The sequence below is a fragment of the Bacterioplanes sanyensis genome, from assembly GCF_002237535.1.
In the GTDB taxonomy this organism is placed as follows: domain Bacteria; phylum Pseudomonadota; class Gammaproteobacteria; order Pseudomonadales; family Oceanobacteraceae; genus Bacterioplanes; species Bacterioplanes sanyensis_A.
Genome location: NZ_CP022530.1, coordinates 3,366,826 through 3,383,766 on the forward strand (window position 1 = coordinate 3,366,826; position 16,941 = coordinate 3,383,766).

Below are 16,941 nucleotides of genomic sequence, written 5' to 3' on the forward strand. Positions count from 1 at the left end.
TAACCCGAGTTTACGCGATACTTACTGACTAAATTGTCTGTTGCAGGCAATACAAACCCGAAATAGCACTGCCCACTTTTTGTGAATCGCAAAATAGCGGATACAAAAAACCCGGCCAATGCCGGGTTTTTCGGTACGCTTAGTGCGCTGCTTTAAACTTCAAACGGTAAGCGTGCAACAACGGTTCGGTGTAACCGCTGGGCTGCTCTTTGCCTTTGAAGATCAGGTCAGAAGCTGCCTGGAACGCAATGCTGTCGAAGTTAGGCGCCATATTAATGTACGCAGCGTCGCCCGCATTTTGCTCATCAACAATGGCGGCCATGCGCTTTAAGCTGTCTTCCACTTGCTCGCGACTGCATACCCCGTGCTCCAGCCAGTTGGCCAAGTGCTGCGATGAAATACGCAGCGTTGCACGGTCTTCCATCAAGCCAACATGGTTAATATCTGGCACTTTTGAACAGCCAACGCCCTGGTCAACCCAACGCACCACGTAACCCAAAATGCCCTGACAATTGTTGTCGATTTCTTTTTGGATAAAGTCAGCGCCCAGTGCATCCAGCTGATCCTGGTTCATCACCGGAATGGTCAGAATGTCTTCCAGCGCCGCCATTTGACGTGATTTTAACGTTTGCTGCACTGCAAAGACGTCAACCTGGTGATAGTGCAATGCGTGCAAAGTGGCAGCTGTCGGCGACGGTACCCAAGCAGTATTAGCACCAGCTTTCGGGTGGCCTATTTTCTGCTCCATCATCATGCCCATTTCATCAGGAATCGGCCACATGCCTTTACCGATTTGTGCACGTCCAGACAAATCGCACTTCAAACCCACATCGACGTTCCAGTCTTCGTAGGCGTTGATCCAGGTCTGCTGCTTCATTTGCGTTTTCGCAATAAAAGGACCAGCCAGCATAGAGGTATGAATTTCATCGCCAGTACGATCCAGGAAGCCGGTATTAATAAAGACCACGCGGTCTTTGGCGGCGCGGATACACTCTTGCAAATTCACCGTGGTGCGACGCTCTTCATCCATGATGCCCATTTTCACGGTGAAACGTGGCAGACCCAACGCGTCTTCAACCCGTGCAAACAACTCATCAGCGAAGGCCACTTCTTCTGGACCGTGCATTTTCGGCTTAACAATGTTGACCGAGCCGGTGGTTGAATTGCGGAATGGCGCATTGCCGTTCAAATCGTGCATGGCAATCAAGGTGGTCATCATGGCGTCCATGATGCCTTCTGGCACTTCGCTGCCATCGGCCAGCAAAATCGCTGGGTTGGTCATCAGGTGTCCAACGTTGCGCACAAACAACATGGAGCGCCCTTTTAGCGTGAAGCTGCTGCCATCCAAGGCGGTGTATTCACGGTCCGGGTTCATCACGCGAGTAAAGGTTTTGCCGCCTTTGCTGACCTCTTCTGACAGATCGCCTTTCATCAGACCGAGCCAGTTGCTGTAAGTAGTGACCTTATCTTCGGCATCGACAGCAGCGACCGAGTCTTCGCAGTCCATGATGGTGGTCAGCGCAGATTCCATCAGTACGTCTTTGACACCAGCCGCATCCGTTGAACCAATTGGGCTGCTGGCATCCACTTGAATTTCAAAGTGCAGGCCGTTGTGCTTCAACAAGATCGCCTGTGGCGCCAGCTCTTCACCCTGGTAACCCTGCAACTGCTGCGGATCTTGCAGGCCAACGTTGGTGCCGTCAGCAAGACTGACTTGCAAGTGACCATCGACAATACGATAAGCAACGCTGTCGACATGGCTACCGCTTACCAATGGCGCAGCTTGGTTAAGAAAATCGCGCGCATAAGCAATCACTTTATTGCCACGTTGCGGGTTGTAGCCTTGGCCCTTTTCCGCTCCATCGTCTTCGCTGATCACATTGGTGCCGTACAAAGCGTCGTACAGAGAGCCCCAACGCGCATTGGCCGCATTCAATGCAAAACGTGCATTCATCACCGGCACTACCAATTGTGGACCAGCCATTTGTGCGATTTCTGGCTCGACATTGGCGGTAGTAGCAGCACAGTCACCACTGCTGTCGACCAAGTAGCCGATGTCTTTCAAAAACGCCTGATACTCTTCGGCGTTGTGTGGCTGACCTTTGCGTTCACTGTGGTAAGCGTCAATTTTGGCTTGGATGTCATCACGCTTTGCTAACAAGGCCTTATTTTTCGGTGCCAGTTCGTTGGCAATCGAATCAAACGCTGCCCATAACTGGTCGGCTTCAATGCCGGTACCAGGAATCGCTTGCTCGTTGATGAAGTCGTACAGCGCTTGAGCAATCTGAAGACCGCCCTGTTGAACGTATGCTGTCATATAAGCCTCAATTGTCCGATGGCTCCGCAGTTTGCCAAGCCCACTTTGAATAGTGCGTACCAGGGGATACATACAAGCCCTGATACTTCCAAGAATGCGCGAGTATACCGGTTAACGACCAATACCGTCATACACGTACGTGATTCTGCCCATTCACCCAATTCATACCGGACAAGAGTTTGACAATACCTATACAAGACATATACGCTTAATCAGCTGGTTGTTCAGATTGATACGAGGTACATATGGCTACGAAACACAGCGATGCAGAAGCACGCCGCCAAAAACTCGCTGACGACGTGCAACGCTTCCTTAACTCGGGTGGCAAAATCACCCACATAGACCCGTTTGTCAGTGGTGAAACCGGCTGGAAAGGCTCCAGCTCTCAACGTCCCTGCACTCGGGTACAAATCAATCAACGCATCGCCCCTGGCATTATGATGTAAAGGCAGTCAGGTGAGTGGCGGTACCTGCTCACCTGCTGCTGTCAGCTTCAAGACTTGTACAGCGTGGTTTGCTTCGTTCAATAATTCACGACTTGACTTGTGCATACCACGGCAAGGCATTGCTCGCGGCTTTTGGCTAACACAGATCTATTCTCACGCCCCCATTAATTCCTCCTCCGCTAACGCCTCCTCAAAGCACACACCTGCGAGCTCAAATATCCCTCATGATTGACCCCTAATGGTTGACCCCCTTAGACCTGCCACGGCCAGCAACACACTGCCACTCGAACAGATAACGGTATAAACACCACTTCGCCAGACATGCTAGAGTGCCCGCTTTTGCCGGGAAACTATGGACACCATTGCCGCTCTAGTACTGGAGGGAGGACGCGCCGCTGTCGAGCTGGCGCTGTTTATTCTGCTACCGATCATGATCGTGATGCTCAGCATCATGCGCTGGCTGGAAGCCAAGGGTATTTTGCAACGCTTGGTCGCCCTACTGACGCCGGTGTTGACGCCGCTGGGTTTAACCGGACTGGGAGTATTTGCCTTTATGCAGGTCGGCTTGGTGAGCTTTGCTGCCCCAATGGCGACGCTGGCATTGATGGCGCGCAATGGCAGCAGTGATCGTCATATCGCCGCCACACTGGCGATGGTTTTGGCCATGAGCCAGGCCAACATATTGTTCCCCATGGCAACCTTAGGACTGGACATAACCACTACCCTAGTCGTCGCCGCCGCGGCCGGGCTACTGGCCGCAGTTTTGGTGTTTTATGTGTTTGGCCGCTCACTGTCGGCGCACCCTGCGGCAGAAGAATTCGGTGACGACGGCGCCTCTGACAACAACGCCAGCCTGCTGGACATCATTCGACAGGCCGGTCGCGATGCATGGGACATCAGTATCGGCGCCCTGCCGCTGCTGGTCGTCGCGCTGGTGGCGGTGAAACTGTTTACTCACACCGGCGCCGTCGGCTGGATGACTCACGGCTTAGCGCCCGTGTTGCTGTGGCTGGGTTATCCGATAGACAGCTTGACGCTGATCGTGACCAAGTTTGTGGCTGGCGGAACCGCCATGATGGGCTTGGCCATTGAGCAAATGCAGCAAGGCCTGCTGGAGACTGCGGCGCTCAATCGTCTTGCCGGGCTATTAATTTGCCCACTGGACGTGGCAGGAGTGGCGATTTTAGCGTCCGCCGGTAAGCGGGTCATGGCCGTGGCCAAGCCCGCCGTTATCGCGGCACTGCTGGCGGTGCTGGCACGTGCCGCAGTGCATATCGTGCTGTTTTAGACCTTACAGAGACAGTAAGGCCAAAACCTCTAACACCCGAGATCTTAGAGCAAGGTCTCGAAGGTGCCATCAATGTAGCGCACCACCCAGACACCGTTTTCGTTTCGCACTTTGCCGTAAACGGTGTCGCGGAAGTTCAGGGTGAACTCCATGTCTTCGAGCTTGGTGGTGGTCTCAAACTCGGCCTGATTGGCAATGATGCAGCGATCGTAGTTGCCTTCTTCGTCAACATCGTAGCGATACGGCAACGGCGTCAGGCCACGATCCTGCACACCATTCAAGGTGAGCGAGCTGTCGACACGCTCTTGCGTGCCGTCCGCCAGCGACAGCACCACACCGTCCTGATAGATACCAATGCTGCCACGGATATCAAAGGTACGGTCGGTGGCGTAATTCACCACGATGCGATCCAGGTTGCTACCGCTGCCCAATATAGGCGTCGACGTACTCAAGCCGCTGTAATCGTGCGACAACGCCGCCGATACCGAGTACTCGTCCAAGGTTTTTGCTGCCACGCTGACGTCGAGCAAAGTGCGTGGTTCATTTTTCACGCCGTATTCCAGGAACAATTGCGTGGTAAAACGCAGCGAGTTCAAACCCAGCACCATGGGCTCATACAAGGTGCCATCAAAACTGCCGCTGTTGCTCAGCGGAGCCAGCTCAAGGCATTGATTCGCTGTTTGCTCAACCGGCCAGTCGATAAAGTAAGTACCACGACCCGGCACTTCAACGCGAGAGAAGGCACCGGCTTCCCACAAATCGTTAATCGCATCTTGGCGGTCACGCTCAGCGATAAAGCGGGTTTTCGGATCACACTGCTCGACCACCCAGTTGCCGTCTTGCTCGATCAGATCGCACGATTCCAAATCGAAGGTGAAAAAGGTTTCGTCGCGATCACGGTCGTTGTCACGGTCATTGTCGTCAGTGCGCTCAACCGTTGGATAAAAGCGATAGCGTACGTTGTCACCGCCGCGGATGAAAAAGTCCATGAACTCAACATCCTGACCGCCTAAGGTCTCATTCCCCAGCTGATAGCGCACCAAGTCGGTTTCGACGCTGCCTTTGTCGTACACGCCACCGGTTTGCGGAGTAAAGAAGCCATTAAACGAGGCGAATTTTTTCGTCGGATAAAAGTCAATGGCGTTGTCGGCGGTGGCGGAAACAATCACTGTGGTGACTTCGTTGTCGTCGTCATCATCGTCGCTGACCACGTCAGAAATACGACCGTTCAGCACCACACTGTCGATATTAAAACGACGCTCGCTGTCTGGGTTTTGCGGGTCTTTCACGCCGCGCAGGAACAAACGATAACCGCCATTAATTTCGGTTTCGTTAGCACCGCCTTGATCAGCAACATCGTACAGCTGGAAATCGGACCAACGAATTTCGTAGCCAATCACTTCGCTCTCGGGCTGCACACCGGCGGACGCAGTCGGGTAATACAGACGCACGCCGGAGGCGGACTCAATCGGCTCGTCTTTGTCGTCTTTTTCGTATTGGTGATCGACCACAAAACGTAAATCGCCTTGCTGATACTGGCCAGTAATTAATACGTCGATGGCCTGCGATTGTTGCGGATCGTCGTCTTCATCGGTGACGTTCAAATCGGCGGGCTGCTGACCGACCACAATCTGCCCACCGTTAAGGGTCAGGACATTGTTGCTGAAGCTATCGACCTGCTGCAGCCATGGCCAGTTGCGCCCGGTGGCGGAACACAACGACACATTGGCGTGGCAATCCACATACAACTCTTGGGTTTGAATAAAGGACTGCACGATCACATCCAAGTTATCCGCGTGCTCGTCGCCAAGCGCCTTTAACTGGTCCATGTGTGCATCCAGTGGCTCGCGGTAGCCTTCTTCAAAGAAGTTATCGTCGATCGACTTCAGGTGAGACACAAACGCTTTGGTGCGCGCTAGGCCGACGGTGATGTCTTCCGCATCGTCGGCAGCAATCAGCTCCACCACCGGCGCTGGCGCTATCGCCGTCAGCTCATCGCCTTGCTGTAAAGCAGCGATGTCTGCTTGCAACTGCGCCACCACGGCATCACGGTACTCTTCTGCTCGTACGCTCAAGTTAGGGAGCTGCGCTAGGTTGTCGATCGCCGCCTGAAAAATACCACTCAGCGCAAACTCACCATCAACCGTATTGAGCTGACCGTCATTGGCCACCAACTGCTGCGCAAAGGCTTCCAGCTTAGCTGGACGATCCAGCTCCAACCCTTGAAACGCTGCGACTAAAGCGCCGTAGCGCAGCTGATCCTGACTCACCACGCTGTTGCTGCCATCCCAGTTTTGCGGGCGGCTCAGATCTGCCGGTTGTGTGGTTTGAATGTTCATGATGCCAAACAGCTTCGACAGCTGCGAAATCGACTGCTCGACCGAATAGTCGGTGAAGTAGCCAGTCTGTACCCATTGGCCGAGCGAACCATCGTCGTTTTGCGCGTCTTCCATATAGCGACGTTCAAACGCTAACTCCGCCGCCAGATCCGTCAAGGGCGTGACACGGATACGCTCGTTGCGGCTCAAGTCACGCACCACCGAGCGCCAGACCACATCGGTGGTAACGGCAAAGTCCTGGGCAAAGGCAATATCGCCACAGCCGGCGACCCACTGGCAGCGACGCACGGTGGCATCGATGTCAGATTCAGTGCGTTCGATTTGGCCGGAGACCTGAAACATATGCACTTCGTTGGTGGCCAAGCGCACCCGCACTTCGCCGTTTTCATCGGTCACGCTGGCACTGCGATTCAAACGCCCTTCGCTGTCCACCGATGGCAAGCCAGATTCTTCCACCGTGACGGACCACACCAAAGCATTGTCAAAATCCTGCTGACCTACCTGCACATACGCATTTACCTGGCTGCGGCTAGAATCATTGTCACTGCAACCACTGAGCATCAGTGCCAGGCAAACGCCGCCAAGCGCCAGTTTATTTCGGTACTCCATCAACACACTCTCTATACATCGGGTCAATGGCCTCAGACACACATCCAAGGCTGAAATTCATTCACCGGTGCGGGCAAAGCGCACAGGCGGCGCTATCATAACAGGGATTTTTACTGCCGACGCCCCAAGCTGCGGATCGAAGCACTTTTCTTACGCTGTACGATAGATGCGAAGGCGATAGGTACAAGGGCAATAGGTGCAGCGGCAGGCGGACTTAGATATGATGCGCGCCCCGACCACCCCAGCTGTTTGAGAAACACTATGCAACTGTTTGTTGATCAACTCACCAATGTCGATTTCAGTTACCTGGATGCCGAGCGTGGCATTGTGGGCGAAACCTGGTGGGCCAGCGCCAGGCTAGACGGTGGTTTGGACGACCAAGGCATGATTTGCGACTTTGGCTTGGTCAAAAAGACGCTGCGCAACTGGCTGGATGACGAAGTTGACCACCGCTTATTAGTGCCAGTGAAATCACCACAGCTGACACTGCAATCCACTGCCGACAGCGTGGAGCTGAGCTGGAACTGCCAGCACGGAACCATCAACATGTCCGCACCGCGCCAAGCGGTGGCATTGATCGACAGCGATCATATTAGCGCCGACAGCGTGGCGCGCTGGTGTCGCCAGCAACTAAAAGCGTTTTTCCCGGTCAATGTTGAGCAGCTGACACTGGGCTTTACCCCAGAGCAAATAGACGGTGCGTTTTATCATTACAGCCACGGGCTAAAAAAACACGGCGGCAACTGCCAGCGCATTGCCCACGGGCATCGCTCGCGCATTGTCATCCAGCTGGACGGTCAACGCAATCCAGCGCTGGAAGCGCAATGGGCCCAGCGCTGGCAAGACATCTATTTAGGCAGTGACGAAGACGTTGTTGGCCAAGATGATCAGCGTATTCACTACGCCTATCAGGCAATGCAGGGCGACTTCCGTTTATCCATGCCGAAAGTCACCTGCTATCAAATGGATACCGACACCACGGTGGAATTCATTGCCCAGCACTTGGCCAATGCCATCAAGCACGAGCACCCAGACAGCGCCGTCACCGTGCAAGCGTTTGAGGGTGTCAATAAAGGCGCCATTGCCAGCGCCTAACTTTCGAAGAAGCACTTCAGATTCTGGCGCAGGCAGCGCCACTCGCCTTCAAGCGGCGCCTTGTTCCATATTCTGGCGCAGGCGGCGCTGCCCTAACACAAACAAGACGACCGCCAGCGGCAACAGCCACCATAACCATTGCTGCAGATCTTCCGCGTATTGATTGCCCAGCCAGTAGGCCACACCAAACAGCCCAGCGGCCCACACCAAAATCGACACCACATTGGCAATGGTAAAGGTCGAGCCCGGCACTTTGGCCAGACCACAGGCGATGTAGCCGAACGAGCGCAACCCTGGCATGCAACGAATCAACGCCAGCTGATGCCACGGGGCTTGCTGTAAAGGCGCGATCTGACGCTGGATCATATCGTGCTGTAAACGCTGATTCAGCCATGGCCACACCAAGGCCAGGCGGCCAAATAAATAGTGCGCACTGTCACCGACAAACATGCCAAAACAGGTCGCAGCAAAGGCAACCTCGGGCGCTAGTTTGCCGCTAGCAGCCAACAAAGCCGCACCAATAATGGCCAAGTCCTCCAGCGCAAAAGTAGAGACAATGATAATCAGCACCAACCAAGCTGGATGGCTGGAATAGGTCAGCAGCGACTCAAGCATAAAACCATCGCAAGCGGCAGATAAAAAGGTCGTCCATTTTAGCAGTAATAGCGCTGCCTGCCAGCGCTGCGCTGTGCGCCAAAATCCGGTAAACTGCGCGCCTTTCATTTACGCTCTGTCGGGAACTGCTATGTCCACCGCAAATCTGGAATTGTCTGCGTTAACCGCCATTTCGCCTATCGATGGCCGCTACGGCAGCAAAACGAGCGCTCTGCGCGCTGCATTTTCTGAATTTGGTTTGATTCGCGCGCGCGTTGAAGTCGAAATTCGCTGGCTGCAACAACTGGCCCAGCACCCACACATTGCTGAAGTGCCAGCGCTATCGGACGCGGCCAATGCGCTGCTCAACGCCATCGTTGCTGACTTTTCTGTCCTTGATGCACAGCGCATCAAGGACATCGAAGCCACCACCAATCACGACGTAAAGGCCGTTGAGTACTTCATTAAAGAGCGCTTTGCCGACAACCAAGAGCTGCATGCCATTAATGAGTTTGTGCACTTCGCTTGCACCTCGGAAGACATCAACAACTTGTCGCATGCACTGATGCTGCGCCAGGGCCGCGATCAAGTGCTGCTACCTGCCATGCGCGACATTGCCAACGCCATTCGTGCGCTGGCACACGAGCACGCCGAGTTGCCGATGTTGTCACGCACCCATGGCCAGACAGCCTCCCCGACCACCCTTGGCAAAGAAATGGCCAATGTCGTGGCGCGCCTGGAACGCCAGATCAGCCAGCTGGAACAAGTGACCCTGCTGGGTAAAATCAATGGCGCCGTGGGTAACTACAATGCGCATTTGTCGGCCTACCCGGACGTTGATTGGCAAGGCAATGCGCAGCAGTTTGTGGAGTCTTTGGGCCTGAACTGGAACCCCTACACCACACAGATTGAGCCGCACGACTACATGGCCGAGCTGTTTGACGCCATCGCTCGTTTCAACACCATTGTGATCGATTTCGACCGCGACATTTGGGCTTACATTTCGCTGGGCTACTTCAAGCAGCGTACCATTGCTGGCGAAGTGGGCTCATCTACCATGCCGCACAAGGTCAACCCAATTGATTTCGAGAACTCGGAAGGCAACCTGGGGCTGGCCAACGCGGTGTTCGACCACCTCGCAGCCAAGCTGCCGATTTCACGCTGGCAGCGCGATTTGACCGACTCTACCGTGCTGCGCAACATGGGCGTTGGTGCCGGTTACAGCCTGATTGCTTACCAAGCTACGATGAAAGGCATCAGCAAACTGCAGGTCAATGCTGAGCGCGTCAGCGAAGATTTGGACAACGCTTGGGAAGTGTTGGCCGAGCCAATTCAAACCGTTATGCGTCGTTATGGCATCGAACAGCCGTATGAAAAACTGAAAGCCTTTACCCGTGGCAAAGCCATCACCCAGGACGCAATGGGCGACTTCATCGCCAGCCTGGAGCTGCCTGACAGCGTCAAAGCGGAGCTCAACGCGATGACACCGGCCAGCTACATCGGCAACGCCGCCGCCCAGGCGAAAGCCATCTAATCCTTCTGGGCAGCTTCGGCTGCCCTTTTCTTTGCAACCGTAGAATTTTCCCATGCATGTACTCGGCGACATCAGCGTAGACACCTTCCTGCGCGACTATTGGCAAAAAAAACCACTACTGATTCGTAACGCCTGGCCCGACTTCCGACCTTTGATCGATGCTGAGGAACTGGCCGGTTTGGCACTGGAAGATGAGATCGAAAGTCGGCTCATTGTTGAGCACGGCGAAGAAGGACCATGGCAGCTGCAATGCGGACCGCTGACAGAAGAGGATTTTCGCCAACTGCCAGAGTCTCACTGGACGCTGCTGATTCAGGCAGTGGACCACTGGCTGCCAGAAGCGGCGAACATTCTCGATCAGTTTCGATTTATCCCAGGCTGGCGCCGTGACGACTTGATGATCAGCTATGCCGCCGACGGTGGCAGTGTTGGCCCGCACTACGACCAGTACGATGTGTTTCTGCTGCAAGCCGAGGGCCAGCGCGAATGGCGCATCGGTCAGCATTGCGACTCCACCTCGGCTTGCCTAAAGGGGTCGGCCATACGAGTGTTGGAGCAATTTGAGCAAACCGACAGCTGGGTACTGAACCCGGGCGATATGCTTTATCTGCCGCCACAACTGGCCCACTACGGCACCGCTGTCGGATCGTGCATGACTTATTCGATTGGTTTTCGCGCGCCCTCAGCGAGCGAGCTGAGCGAAGCGCTGGCCGATCAACTGGCCGTGCAAAATGACGACGACTGGCGCTACCAAGATCACGACCTGGAACCACGCACCAGTGATGCGGAAATCACCCACAGCGATGCTCAGCGCTTACTGCGCACGCTGCAACAAGCGCCAGCCAATCAGTTGCAAGCAGCACTGGGGCAGCTGATGACTCAGGCCAAATACCCGGAGCTGACGCCAGAAGAATGGCCTGAGGCACACCTAGACGAAGCAGAGCTATGGTACCGGCCCGGCTTTGTACGCATGGCTTATAGTCGCGAGCCCGAGCTGCAACTGTTTGCCATGGGCGAGCATTTCCCTCTCCCGCTAGCCGATGAGCCCTGGGTCAAATACGTCTGCGAGCAGCGACGCTATACTGCAAAAGAACTACAAACGTTGTGTCAGTCCACGGCAAGCCGCGAATTATTGCAGCAGTTTGTTCAACGCCAGTGGCTGCAACCGGAGGAGTAAAGCATGGAAATTGTCGTCACTCGTTGGCAGCAGCACAAAGAGCCGCTGCAGCATATTCGTCGCCGCGTGTTTATCGAAGAACAAGGCATTTCCGAACAGGACGAATGGGACGACGACGATCTGACCGCGACTCACTTTATTGCTTACGATGGCAAACGTCCGCTGGCCTGTGCGCGCTTATTACCCAATGGCTATTTCGGGCGCTTGGCGGTACTGGCCGAGTATCGTCGCCAGAGCTGGGGATCGAGATTACTGCGCGCGGTAGAAAAGCATGCTGCCGAGCAGGCGGGCATGCGCCTACTCAAAGCCAGCGCCCAAGTCATCGCTTACGACTTCTATCGCTCGCATGGTTACCAAGCCGACGCTGATTTTCATTGGGACGGTGGCATTGCTCATTTGTCGATCAGCAAAGTATTAGGGCGCAATGAAGACGTCAGCCCTCGTTTTGTCATCAACCAAGACAGCGAAGCCTACACCGCCACCGATGACGCCGGGCACGCTGCGTTATTGCAGCTGCTGGCGCTCGCCGCGCAGCGAGAAATACTGCTGCAAATCAGCGATCTAGAGCAGCCGGTGTGGCGCCAAGCTGAGACTCTGCAAGCACTGAGTCAATTTGTGCGCCATAGCCGCCAGCGGCGCCTACGCTTGCTGCTGCCAACCGAATATCCGGGCATCGCGGATCACCCTTTGATCCAGTTGCAACAACGCCTCAACAGTCGTTTTGAATGCCGACTTTTCAGCGCCGTCAAAGAAGATGAAATGCTGGTACTGCCAGCAGGAGTGATGCGCCCGACCAGCCTGGGTCACAGCGCACACTTTAGCGACCGGGCTACGGTCGCCAAAGCCAAAGAGCAGTTCGAAGAACAGTGGAAAAGCAGCCAGCCGCTGCGCGAGGGTAAGCGCCTCGGCTTGTAACTACAGCGCAATAAAAACCAGCACGTGCAGCGCGACCACAATAATGGTGAGGCGCTTGCGCAGCTCGGTGTATTCCGTGCTGTAGTTTTCAGAAATGCTGCCGTCCATATCCAGCCACAACAGTAACGCGTACCCCATCACCAGCAAGGGTACCGCCACATCCGCTGGCAGTAAATACGCCATTAATGCCCACAGTGACGTACCAATGGCCAGCGTCAGATCCACCGAGCTGGCGCGCTGAGTTTGTGATTGCAACGCTCCCCAAGTAGCGCCCGCCATAAAGGCCAGTATGACAACGGAATACAGTTTGAACAGTTCGCTGCTGCCAGCAACGCCGAAGAGCACCCCAAGGGTGGTCAACACAAATGGAATCAGTCCGGCGTAGCCGAGGCGCTGAGTAAGATCGAGTCGTGCCAACCATGCTGTCATATCAAACTTCCTTTGCTAATAACTGTGCTACGCGCTCTGCATCCTCCGGTGTGTCGACTCCGTGCCCTGGCGCTTGGTCTATGACCGTCATATGAATACGGGTGCCGTACCAGAGTGCGCGCAATTGTTCCAAAGATTCAGTGTGCTCTAAAGCACAGGGCTCCATCAACTGATATTGTTGTAAAAATGAAACCCGGTAGCCATACATACCAATGTGACGCAACACCGGCATTTTATCCGTCAGCCCCCGCCCTTCTTTATAAAGATCACGGTCCCAAGGGACGGGGGCACGGGAAAAATACAGTGCAAACTGATGTTGATCGAGCACCACTTTAACAATATTTGGATCAAACGCATCGCGACTGCTATGAATTGGTGTGCACAAAGAACTCATGCCAGCTTGCGGGTGATTTAACAAACCCTGTGCCGTTGCTTCAATTAATGAGCGCGGAATCAGCGGCTCATCACCTTGCAGGTTGACGATCACATCGTCGGCCTGCCAGCCTTTAATCTCCGCCACTTCGGCAATGCGCTCAGTGCCATTGTCATGATCTTCGCGCGTCATCACCACCTCAGCACCAAACTCAGTGGCGACACTAGCAATTCGCTCATCGTCGGTGGCTACAACAATATCGCTGGCACCTGCCGCCTGTGCGCGCTCATACACGTGCTGAATCATCGGCTTGCCGGCCAATTCAATCAGCGGCTTGCCCGGCAAACGACTGGACGCATAACGCGCCGGAATAACAATTTTATAGTCAGCCACAATCACACCTTGTAATAATCTCTGTACCAGCGAGCAAACACCTCAATGCCCTCCGCCAACGTCGTATTAGGGGCAAAGCCCACATCGTTCATTAAATCATCAACGTCCGCGTAGGTCGCCAGCACATCGCCGGGCTGCATCTCGACATAATTTTTTATCGCCGATTTACCCAGCACCTGCTCGATGGTTTCGATAAAGGTGCCCAGCTCAACACTGTTATGATTACCAATATTATAAATTTTATACGGTGCGCTGCTGCGACTGGCATCACCTGCTGAGGTTGTCCAATCCGGCTGACCAGCAGGGATGTTTTCCGCTACACGGCAGACACCCTCAACAATGTCATCGACAAAGGTAAAGTCACGCTGCATTTTGCCGTGATTAAATACATCGATCGGCTCACCAGCCAGAATTTTGCGAGTAAAACTGAAATAAGCCATATCAGGTCGACCCCAGGGGCCGTACACAGTAAAAAAGCGCAGACCTGTCACTGGCAAACCGTATAAATGGGCGTAGGTATGCGCCATTAATTCGTTGGACTTTTTCGTCGCCGCGTACAACGACACAGGATGATCGACACGATCATCGGTTTGATACGGTATGCGATCATTTAAACCGTACACAGAACTGGAAGAAGCAAACACCAAATGCGGCGTTTGCTGATGACGACACGCTTCTAAAATATTTACAAAGCCAACCAAATTGCTGTCTACGTAGGCGTGCGGGTTGGTAATGGAATAACGCACCCCAGCCTGCGCCGCCAAATGCACCACACGATCAAACTGGTGTTGCGCAAACAGTGCCTCTACCGCCGCTCGATCTGATAACTCTAATGGCTGAAACTCAAACGCCTCAAACGCTTGTAGCCACTGCAATCGCCCGTGTTTGAGCGAGACGTCGTAATAATCATTGAGGTTATCCACCCCAACCACAGTGTGCCCTTGCTGCAATAACGCACGGGCTGTAAAGGCACCAATAAAACCTGCGGCGCCAGTAATTAAATATTTCACGAATCGCGTACCTCAGAAGACTGCTCAAATTCCGGTAACATGGCTTTTATATAGGCCTCAGCCAGAGGCATGCGACTGGCAAGAATCACGTCGGCGACTTCACGTGCCACACCGCGCCCGCCCGCACTGTCGGTTATTAAATCGGCGTGTTCACGCACCAGCCAATAACCATCCGCAGGCGCAATGCTTAAACCCACTTGGCGCATCACCTTCAGATCAATGACATCATCACCGACGTAACACACCTGCTCAGGTGACAACCACAGATCATCCAGCAAGGTCGACAACTGCGCCCATTTGTCATGACAACCAGGGTAAAAGTGCACGATGCCAAGATCGCTGGCGCGCTTGCTCAATGGGGCAGAAGATTTTGCAGAAATAATGGCAGGAAGAATATCAAACTCACGCAGCAGCTTAATGCCGACGCCATCTTTGACATTAAAATGTTTGACCTGTTCGCCGTCAGCGGAATAGGTTAAGGTTCCATCGGTTAAAACGCCATCAACATCAAACACCACCAATTTAACGGCGCGTGCTTTTTCTTTAATAGCTTCAGGAATGTGTACCATGATGATTTCCGATTTAATTCAGCATTACTGGTATTGTAACGCGTGGTGAAAAAATCAGAAATGGCATCCCCAAGGGGATTCGAACCCCTGTTACCGCCGTGAAAGGGCGGTGTCCTAGGCCTCTAGACGATGGGGACACTAAGAGAAGGTTTTGGTGGAGCCTAGCGGGATCGAACCGCTGACCTCAACACTGCCAGTGTTGCGCTCTCCCAGCTGAGCTAAGGCCCCGTCTCAAAACGTGGGCGTATAATACGTAGCGGCCTGATGGGTGTCAACAACTATTTTAAAAAAAATTCTCTAAAACAATCACTTAGCCCACCAGAGCCACCTTAACGCGCTACTCGCTCGCCAACTCCTGGCTGATCTTGGCATCCAGATCGCGATAGCTGCGCTCCATCTTCTTCAAGCGTTTCTTACCGACCCCACCCAGCAAATCGATGGCATGGCGGATACGCGCGCGACTGATATCTGGCCCCAGCAATGCCATGGTATCGAGCACTGAAATCGTCTGCGACGTACCGGCGATGGCCATAAAGAATGGGAACAGGAAGTCCCTGACTTTCAGCTCCTGCAGTTTGGCCAAGGCAAATAAGCGCGTTTCAATCTCCGACTTATCCCAATGGCGAATGGCCTCCAACTGCCACAAGCCAAATTGCAGTGTTTCGAGCAGGCTTTCTTCATCAAACGCTTTGTGTTCGAAATCCGCTGCCGATAATACCGGCATGCCAGACAGAAAATGCCCTGCCAATGGCGCCACATCCGAAAATACTTCGACCCTTGGCAGCAGATGAGGAATCAAGGCTTCTACACGCTGCTGATCAAAACCCCATTGCGCAAAGCGCTGCACAAACTGTGTGACATCCAGTTCACGCAGCCACAAGCTGTTTAACCAGCGCAGTTTTTCTACGTCAAATACCGGCCCGCCCAGAGACACGCGTGAAATATCAAAATGTTCGAACATTTGCTCGCGAGAAAACTTCTCGGATTCATCCGGCATCGACCAGCCCATACGCGCGAGATAATTCAAAAGCGCCTCTGGCATAAAGCCCATGCGTTCATAAAATAAAATCGACGTTGGGTTTTTACGCTTACTGAGTTTACTTTTGTCTGGGTTACGCAGCAGCGGCATATGACACAGCACTGGCATGTCCCAACCAAAATATTGATACAACAACGCATGTTTCGGCGCTGAGCTGATCCACTCTTCACCACGAATGACGTGGGTGATTTGCATCAGATGATCATCCACCACATTGGCCAAGTGGTAGGTCGGCATGCCATCTGACTTCAATAGGATCTGTGCATCGACTTGTGCCCAGTCCAACTCTATCGGACCGCGCAACATATCATTTACAACACACACACCCTCTTCCGGCACCCGCATACGCACAACAAAAGGCGCACCCTCAGCTTCACGGCGCGCTTGCTCATCGGCGGCTAACTCAAGATCAGACGGTTTTAATGCCGTGTGCTGGCCTTGCTCCTGACGCTGGTTGCGCAGCGTATCCAGTTCTTCAGGCGTGCGGTAACACTTAAAAGCGTGACCAGAAGCCAGCAGTTTTTCAACGTGCTCAATGTACACGTCTTTGCGCTCACTTTGACGATAAGGACCGTGCTGACCGCCAACATCTGGACCTTCGTCCCATTCCAGCCCCAACCAACGCAAACTATCAAGAATGGTTTTCTCCGAATCCTCAGTGCTTCGAGCCTGATCGGTGTCTTCAATTCGCAGAATAAACTGCCCGCCGTGCTGGCGGGCGAAGGCTAGGTTAAACAAAGCGATATAGGCTGTGCCTACATGGGGATCGCCGGTAGGAGACGGGGCAACACGAGTGCGCACGGTCATAATGGTC

14 protein-coding genes and 2 tRNA genes are annotated in these 16,941 nt (G+C 53.9%); 6 read left to right on the top strand and 10 right to left on the bottom strand.

All coding sequences use genetic code 11. The features are described 5' to 3' along the window. Positions 1–139: 139 nt before the first annotated feature. Positions 140–2,317: a malate synthase G gene (locus tag CHH28_RS15525; RefSeq protein WP_094061172.1), complete on the bottom strand. Its 2,178-nt coding sequence runs from the start codon at positions 2,315–2,317 to the stop codon at positions 140–142. Between the two features lie 245 nt (positions 2,318–2,562). Between CHH28_RS15525 and CHH28_RS15530 the strand changes: the two genes are divergently transcribed. Next, positions 2,563–2,763, top strand: a complete 201-nt coding sequence (locus tag CHH28_RS15530) for a hypothetical protein (RefSeq protein ID WP_094061173.1) — start codon at positions 2,563–2,565, stop codon at positions 2,761–2,763. 352 nt (positions 2,764–3,115) lie between these two features. After that, the gene (locus CHH28_RS15535) at positions 3,116–4,051 is read left to right on the top strand and encodes a nucleoside recognition family protein (protein ID WP_094061174.1); all 936 of its coding nucleotides are present in this window, start codon (positions 3,116–3,118) and stop codon (positions 4,049–4,051) included. Positions 4,052–4,095: 44 nt separating this feature from the next. Here CHH28_RS15535 and CHH28_RS15540 read toward each other — a convergent pair whose 3' ends face one another. Then, complete coding sequence (locus CHH28_RS15540) at positions 4,096–6,999, bottom strand: hypothetical protein (RefSeq protein WP_094061175.1); 2,904 nt, start codon at positions 6,997–6,999, stop codon at positions 4,096–4,098. Between the two features lie 261 nt (positions 7,000–7,260). Here CHH28_RS15540 and CHH28_RS15545 point away from each other — a divergent pair, with 261 nt between their 5' ends. Beyond that, on the top strand, positions 7,261–8,094 hold the full coding sequence (locus CHH28_RS15545; RefSeq protein WP_094061176.1) for a 6-carboxytetrahydropterin synthase: 834 nt from the start codon (positions 7,261–7,263) through the stop codon (positions 8,092–8,094). Between the two features lie 48 nt (positions 8,095–8,142). Here the strand turns inward: CHH28_RS15545 and CHH28_RS15550 are convergent, their stop codons facing one another. After that, the gene (locus tag CHH28_RS15550; RefSeq protein WP_094061177.1) at positions 8,143–8,817 is read right to left on the bottom strand and encodes a DedA family protein; all 675 of its coding nucleotides are present in this window, start codon (positions 8,815–8,817) and stop codon (positions 8,143–8,145) included. Positions 8,818–8,854: 37 nt separating this feature from the next. On the opposite strand from CHH28_RS15550, the gene purB reads away from it, so the two are divergent. Genes purB through CHH28_RS15565 form a run of 3 tightly spaced genes read left to right on the top strand, consistent with a single transcriptional unit; the run spans position 8,855 to position 12,314 of the window. Then, complete coding sequence (gene purB, locus CHH28_RS15555) at positions 8,855–10,222, top strand: adenylosuccinate lyase (protein WP_094062108.1); 1,368 nt, start codon at positions 8,855–8,857, stop codon at positions 10,220–10,222. Between the two features lie 52 nt (positions 10,223–10,274). Then, on the top strand, positions 10,275–11,399 hold the full coding sequence (locus tag CHH28_RS15560) for a cupin domain-containing protein (RefSeq protein WP_094061178.1): 1,125 nt from the start codon (positions 10,275–10,277) through the stop codon (positions 11,397–11,399). A gap of 3 nt (positions 11,400–11,402) precedes the next feature. Then, positions 11,403–12,314, top strand: coding sequence for a GNAT family N-acetyltransferase (locus CHH28_RS15565; protein ID WP_094061179.1), 912 nt, complete (start codon positions 11,403–11,405; stop codon positions 12,312–12,314). On the opposite strand, the gene CHH28_RS15570 is transcribed toward CHH28_RS15565, so the two are convergent. From CHH28_RS15570 to gltX, 7 genes are all read right to left on the bottom strand, one after another. Beyond that, complete coding sequence (locus CHH28_RS15570) at positions 12,315–12,743, bottom strand: DUF3429 domain-containing protein (RefSeq protein WP_094061180.1); 429 nt, start codon at positions 12,741–12,743, stop codon at positions 12,315–12,317. A 1-nt stretch (position 12,744) separates the two neighbouring features. Continuing rightward, positions 12,745–13,509, bottom strand: coding sequence for a 3-deoxy-manno-octulosonate cytidylyltransferase (gene kdsB, locus CHH28_RS15575; RefSeq protein ID WP_094061181.1), 765 nt, complete (start codon positions 13,507–13,509; stop codon positions 12,745–12,747). 2 nt (positions 13,510–13,511) lie between these two features. Next, on the bottom strand, positions 13,512–14,519 hold the full coding sequence (locus CHH28_RS15580) for an NAD-dependent epimerase (protein ID WP_094061182.1): 1,008 nt from the start codon (positions 14,517–14,519) through the stop codon (positions 13,512–13,514). Further along, on the bottom strand, positions 14,516–15,088 hold the full coding sequence (locus tag CHH28_RS15585; RefSeq protein WP_094061183.1) for a KdsC family phosphatase: 573 nt from the start codon (positions 15,086–15,088) through the stop codon (positions 14,516–14,518). The genes CHH28_RS15580 and CHH28_RS15585 overlap by 4 nt, the downstream gene beginning before the upstream one ends. A gap of 61 nt (positions 15,089–15,149) precedes the next feature. Next, a tRNA-Glu gene (locus CHH28_RS15590) sits at positions 15,150–15,225 on the bottom strand. A 15-nt stretch (positions 15,226–15,240) separates the two neighbouring features. Then, positions 15,241–15,316, bottom strand: a tRNA-Ala gene (locus tag CHH28_RS15595). A gap of 109 nt (positions 15,317–15,425) precedes the next feature. Continuing rightward, complete coding sequence (gene gltX, locus CHH28_RS15600; RefSeq protein WP_094061184.1) at positions 15,426–16,934, bottom strand: glutamate--tRNA ligase; 1,509 nt, start codon at positions 16,932–16,934, stop codon at positions 15,426–15,428. Positions 16,935–16,941 lie beyond the last annotated feature (7 nt).

Excerpts from the sequence above, each read along its gene's own strand:
- CHH28_RS15525 (WP_094061172.1), bottom strand. The coding sequence starts at position 2,317 with ATGACAGCATACGTTCAACAGGGCGGTCTTCAGATTGCTCAAGCGCTG.
- CHH28_RS15530 (WP_094061173.1), top strand. The coding sequence starts at position 2,563 with ATGGCTACGAAACACAGCGATGCAGAAGCACGCCGCCAAAAACTCGCT.
- CHH28_RS15535 (WP_094061174.1), top strand. The coding sequence starts at position 3,116 with ATGGACACCATTGCCGCTCTAGTACTGGAGGGAGGACGCGCCGCTGTC.
- CHH28_RS15540 (WP_094061175.1), bottom strand. The coding sequence starts at position 6,999 with ATGGAGTACCGAAATAAACTGGCGCTTGGCGGCGTTTGCCTGGCACTG.
- CHH28_RS15545 (WP_094061176.1), top strand. The coding sequence starts at position 7,261 with ATGCAACTGTTTGTTGATCAACTCACCAATGTCGATTTCAGTTACCTG.
- CHH28_RS15550 (WP_094061177.1), bottom strand. The coding sequence starts at position 8,817 with ATGAAAGGCGCGCAGTTTACCGGATTTTGGCGCACAGCGCAGCGCTGG.
- CHH28_RS15560 (WP_094061178.1), top strand. The coding sequence starts at position 10,275 with ATGCATGTACTCGGCGACATCAGCGTAGACACCTTCCTGCGCGACTAT.
- CHH28_RS15565 (WP_094061179.1), top strand. The coding sequence starts at position 11,403 with ATGGAAATTGTCGTCACTCGTTGGCAGCAGCACAAAGAGCCGCTGCAG.
- CHH28_RS15570 (WP_094061180.1), bottom strand. The coding sequence starts at position 12,743 with ATGACAGCATGGTTGGCACGACTCGATCTTACTCAGCGCCTCGGCTAC.
- CHH28_RS15585 (WP_094061183.1), bottom strand. The coding sequence starts at position 15,088 with ATGGTACACATTCCTGAAGCTATTAAAGAAAAAGCACGCGCCGTTAAA.
- gltX (WP_094061184.1), bottom strand. The coding sequence starts at position 16,934 with ATGACCGTGCGCACTCGTGTTGCCCCGTCTCCTACCGGCGATCCCCAT.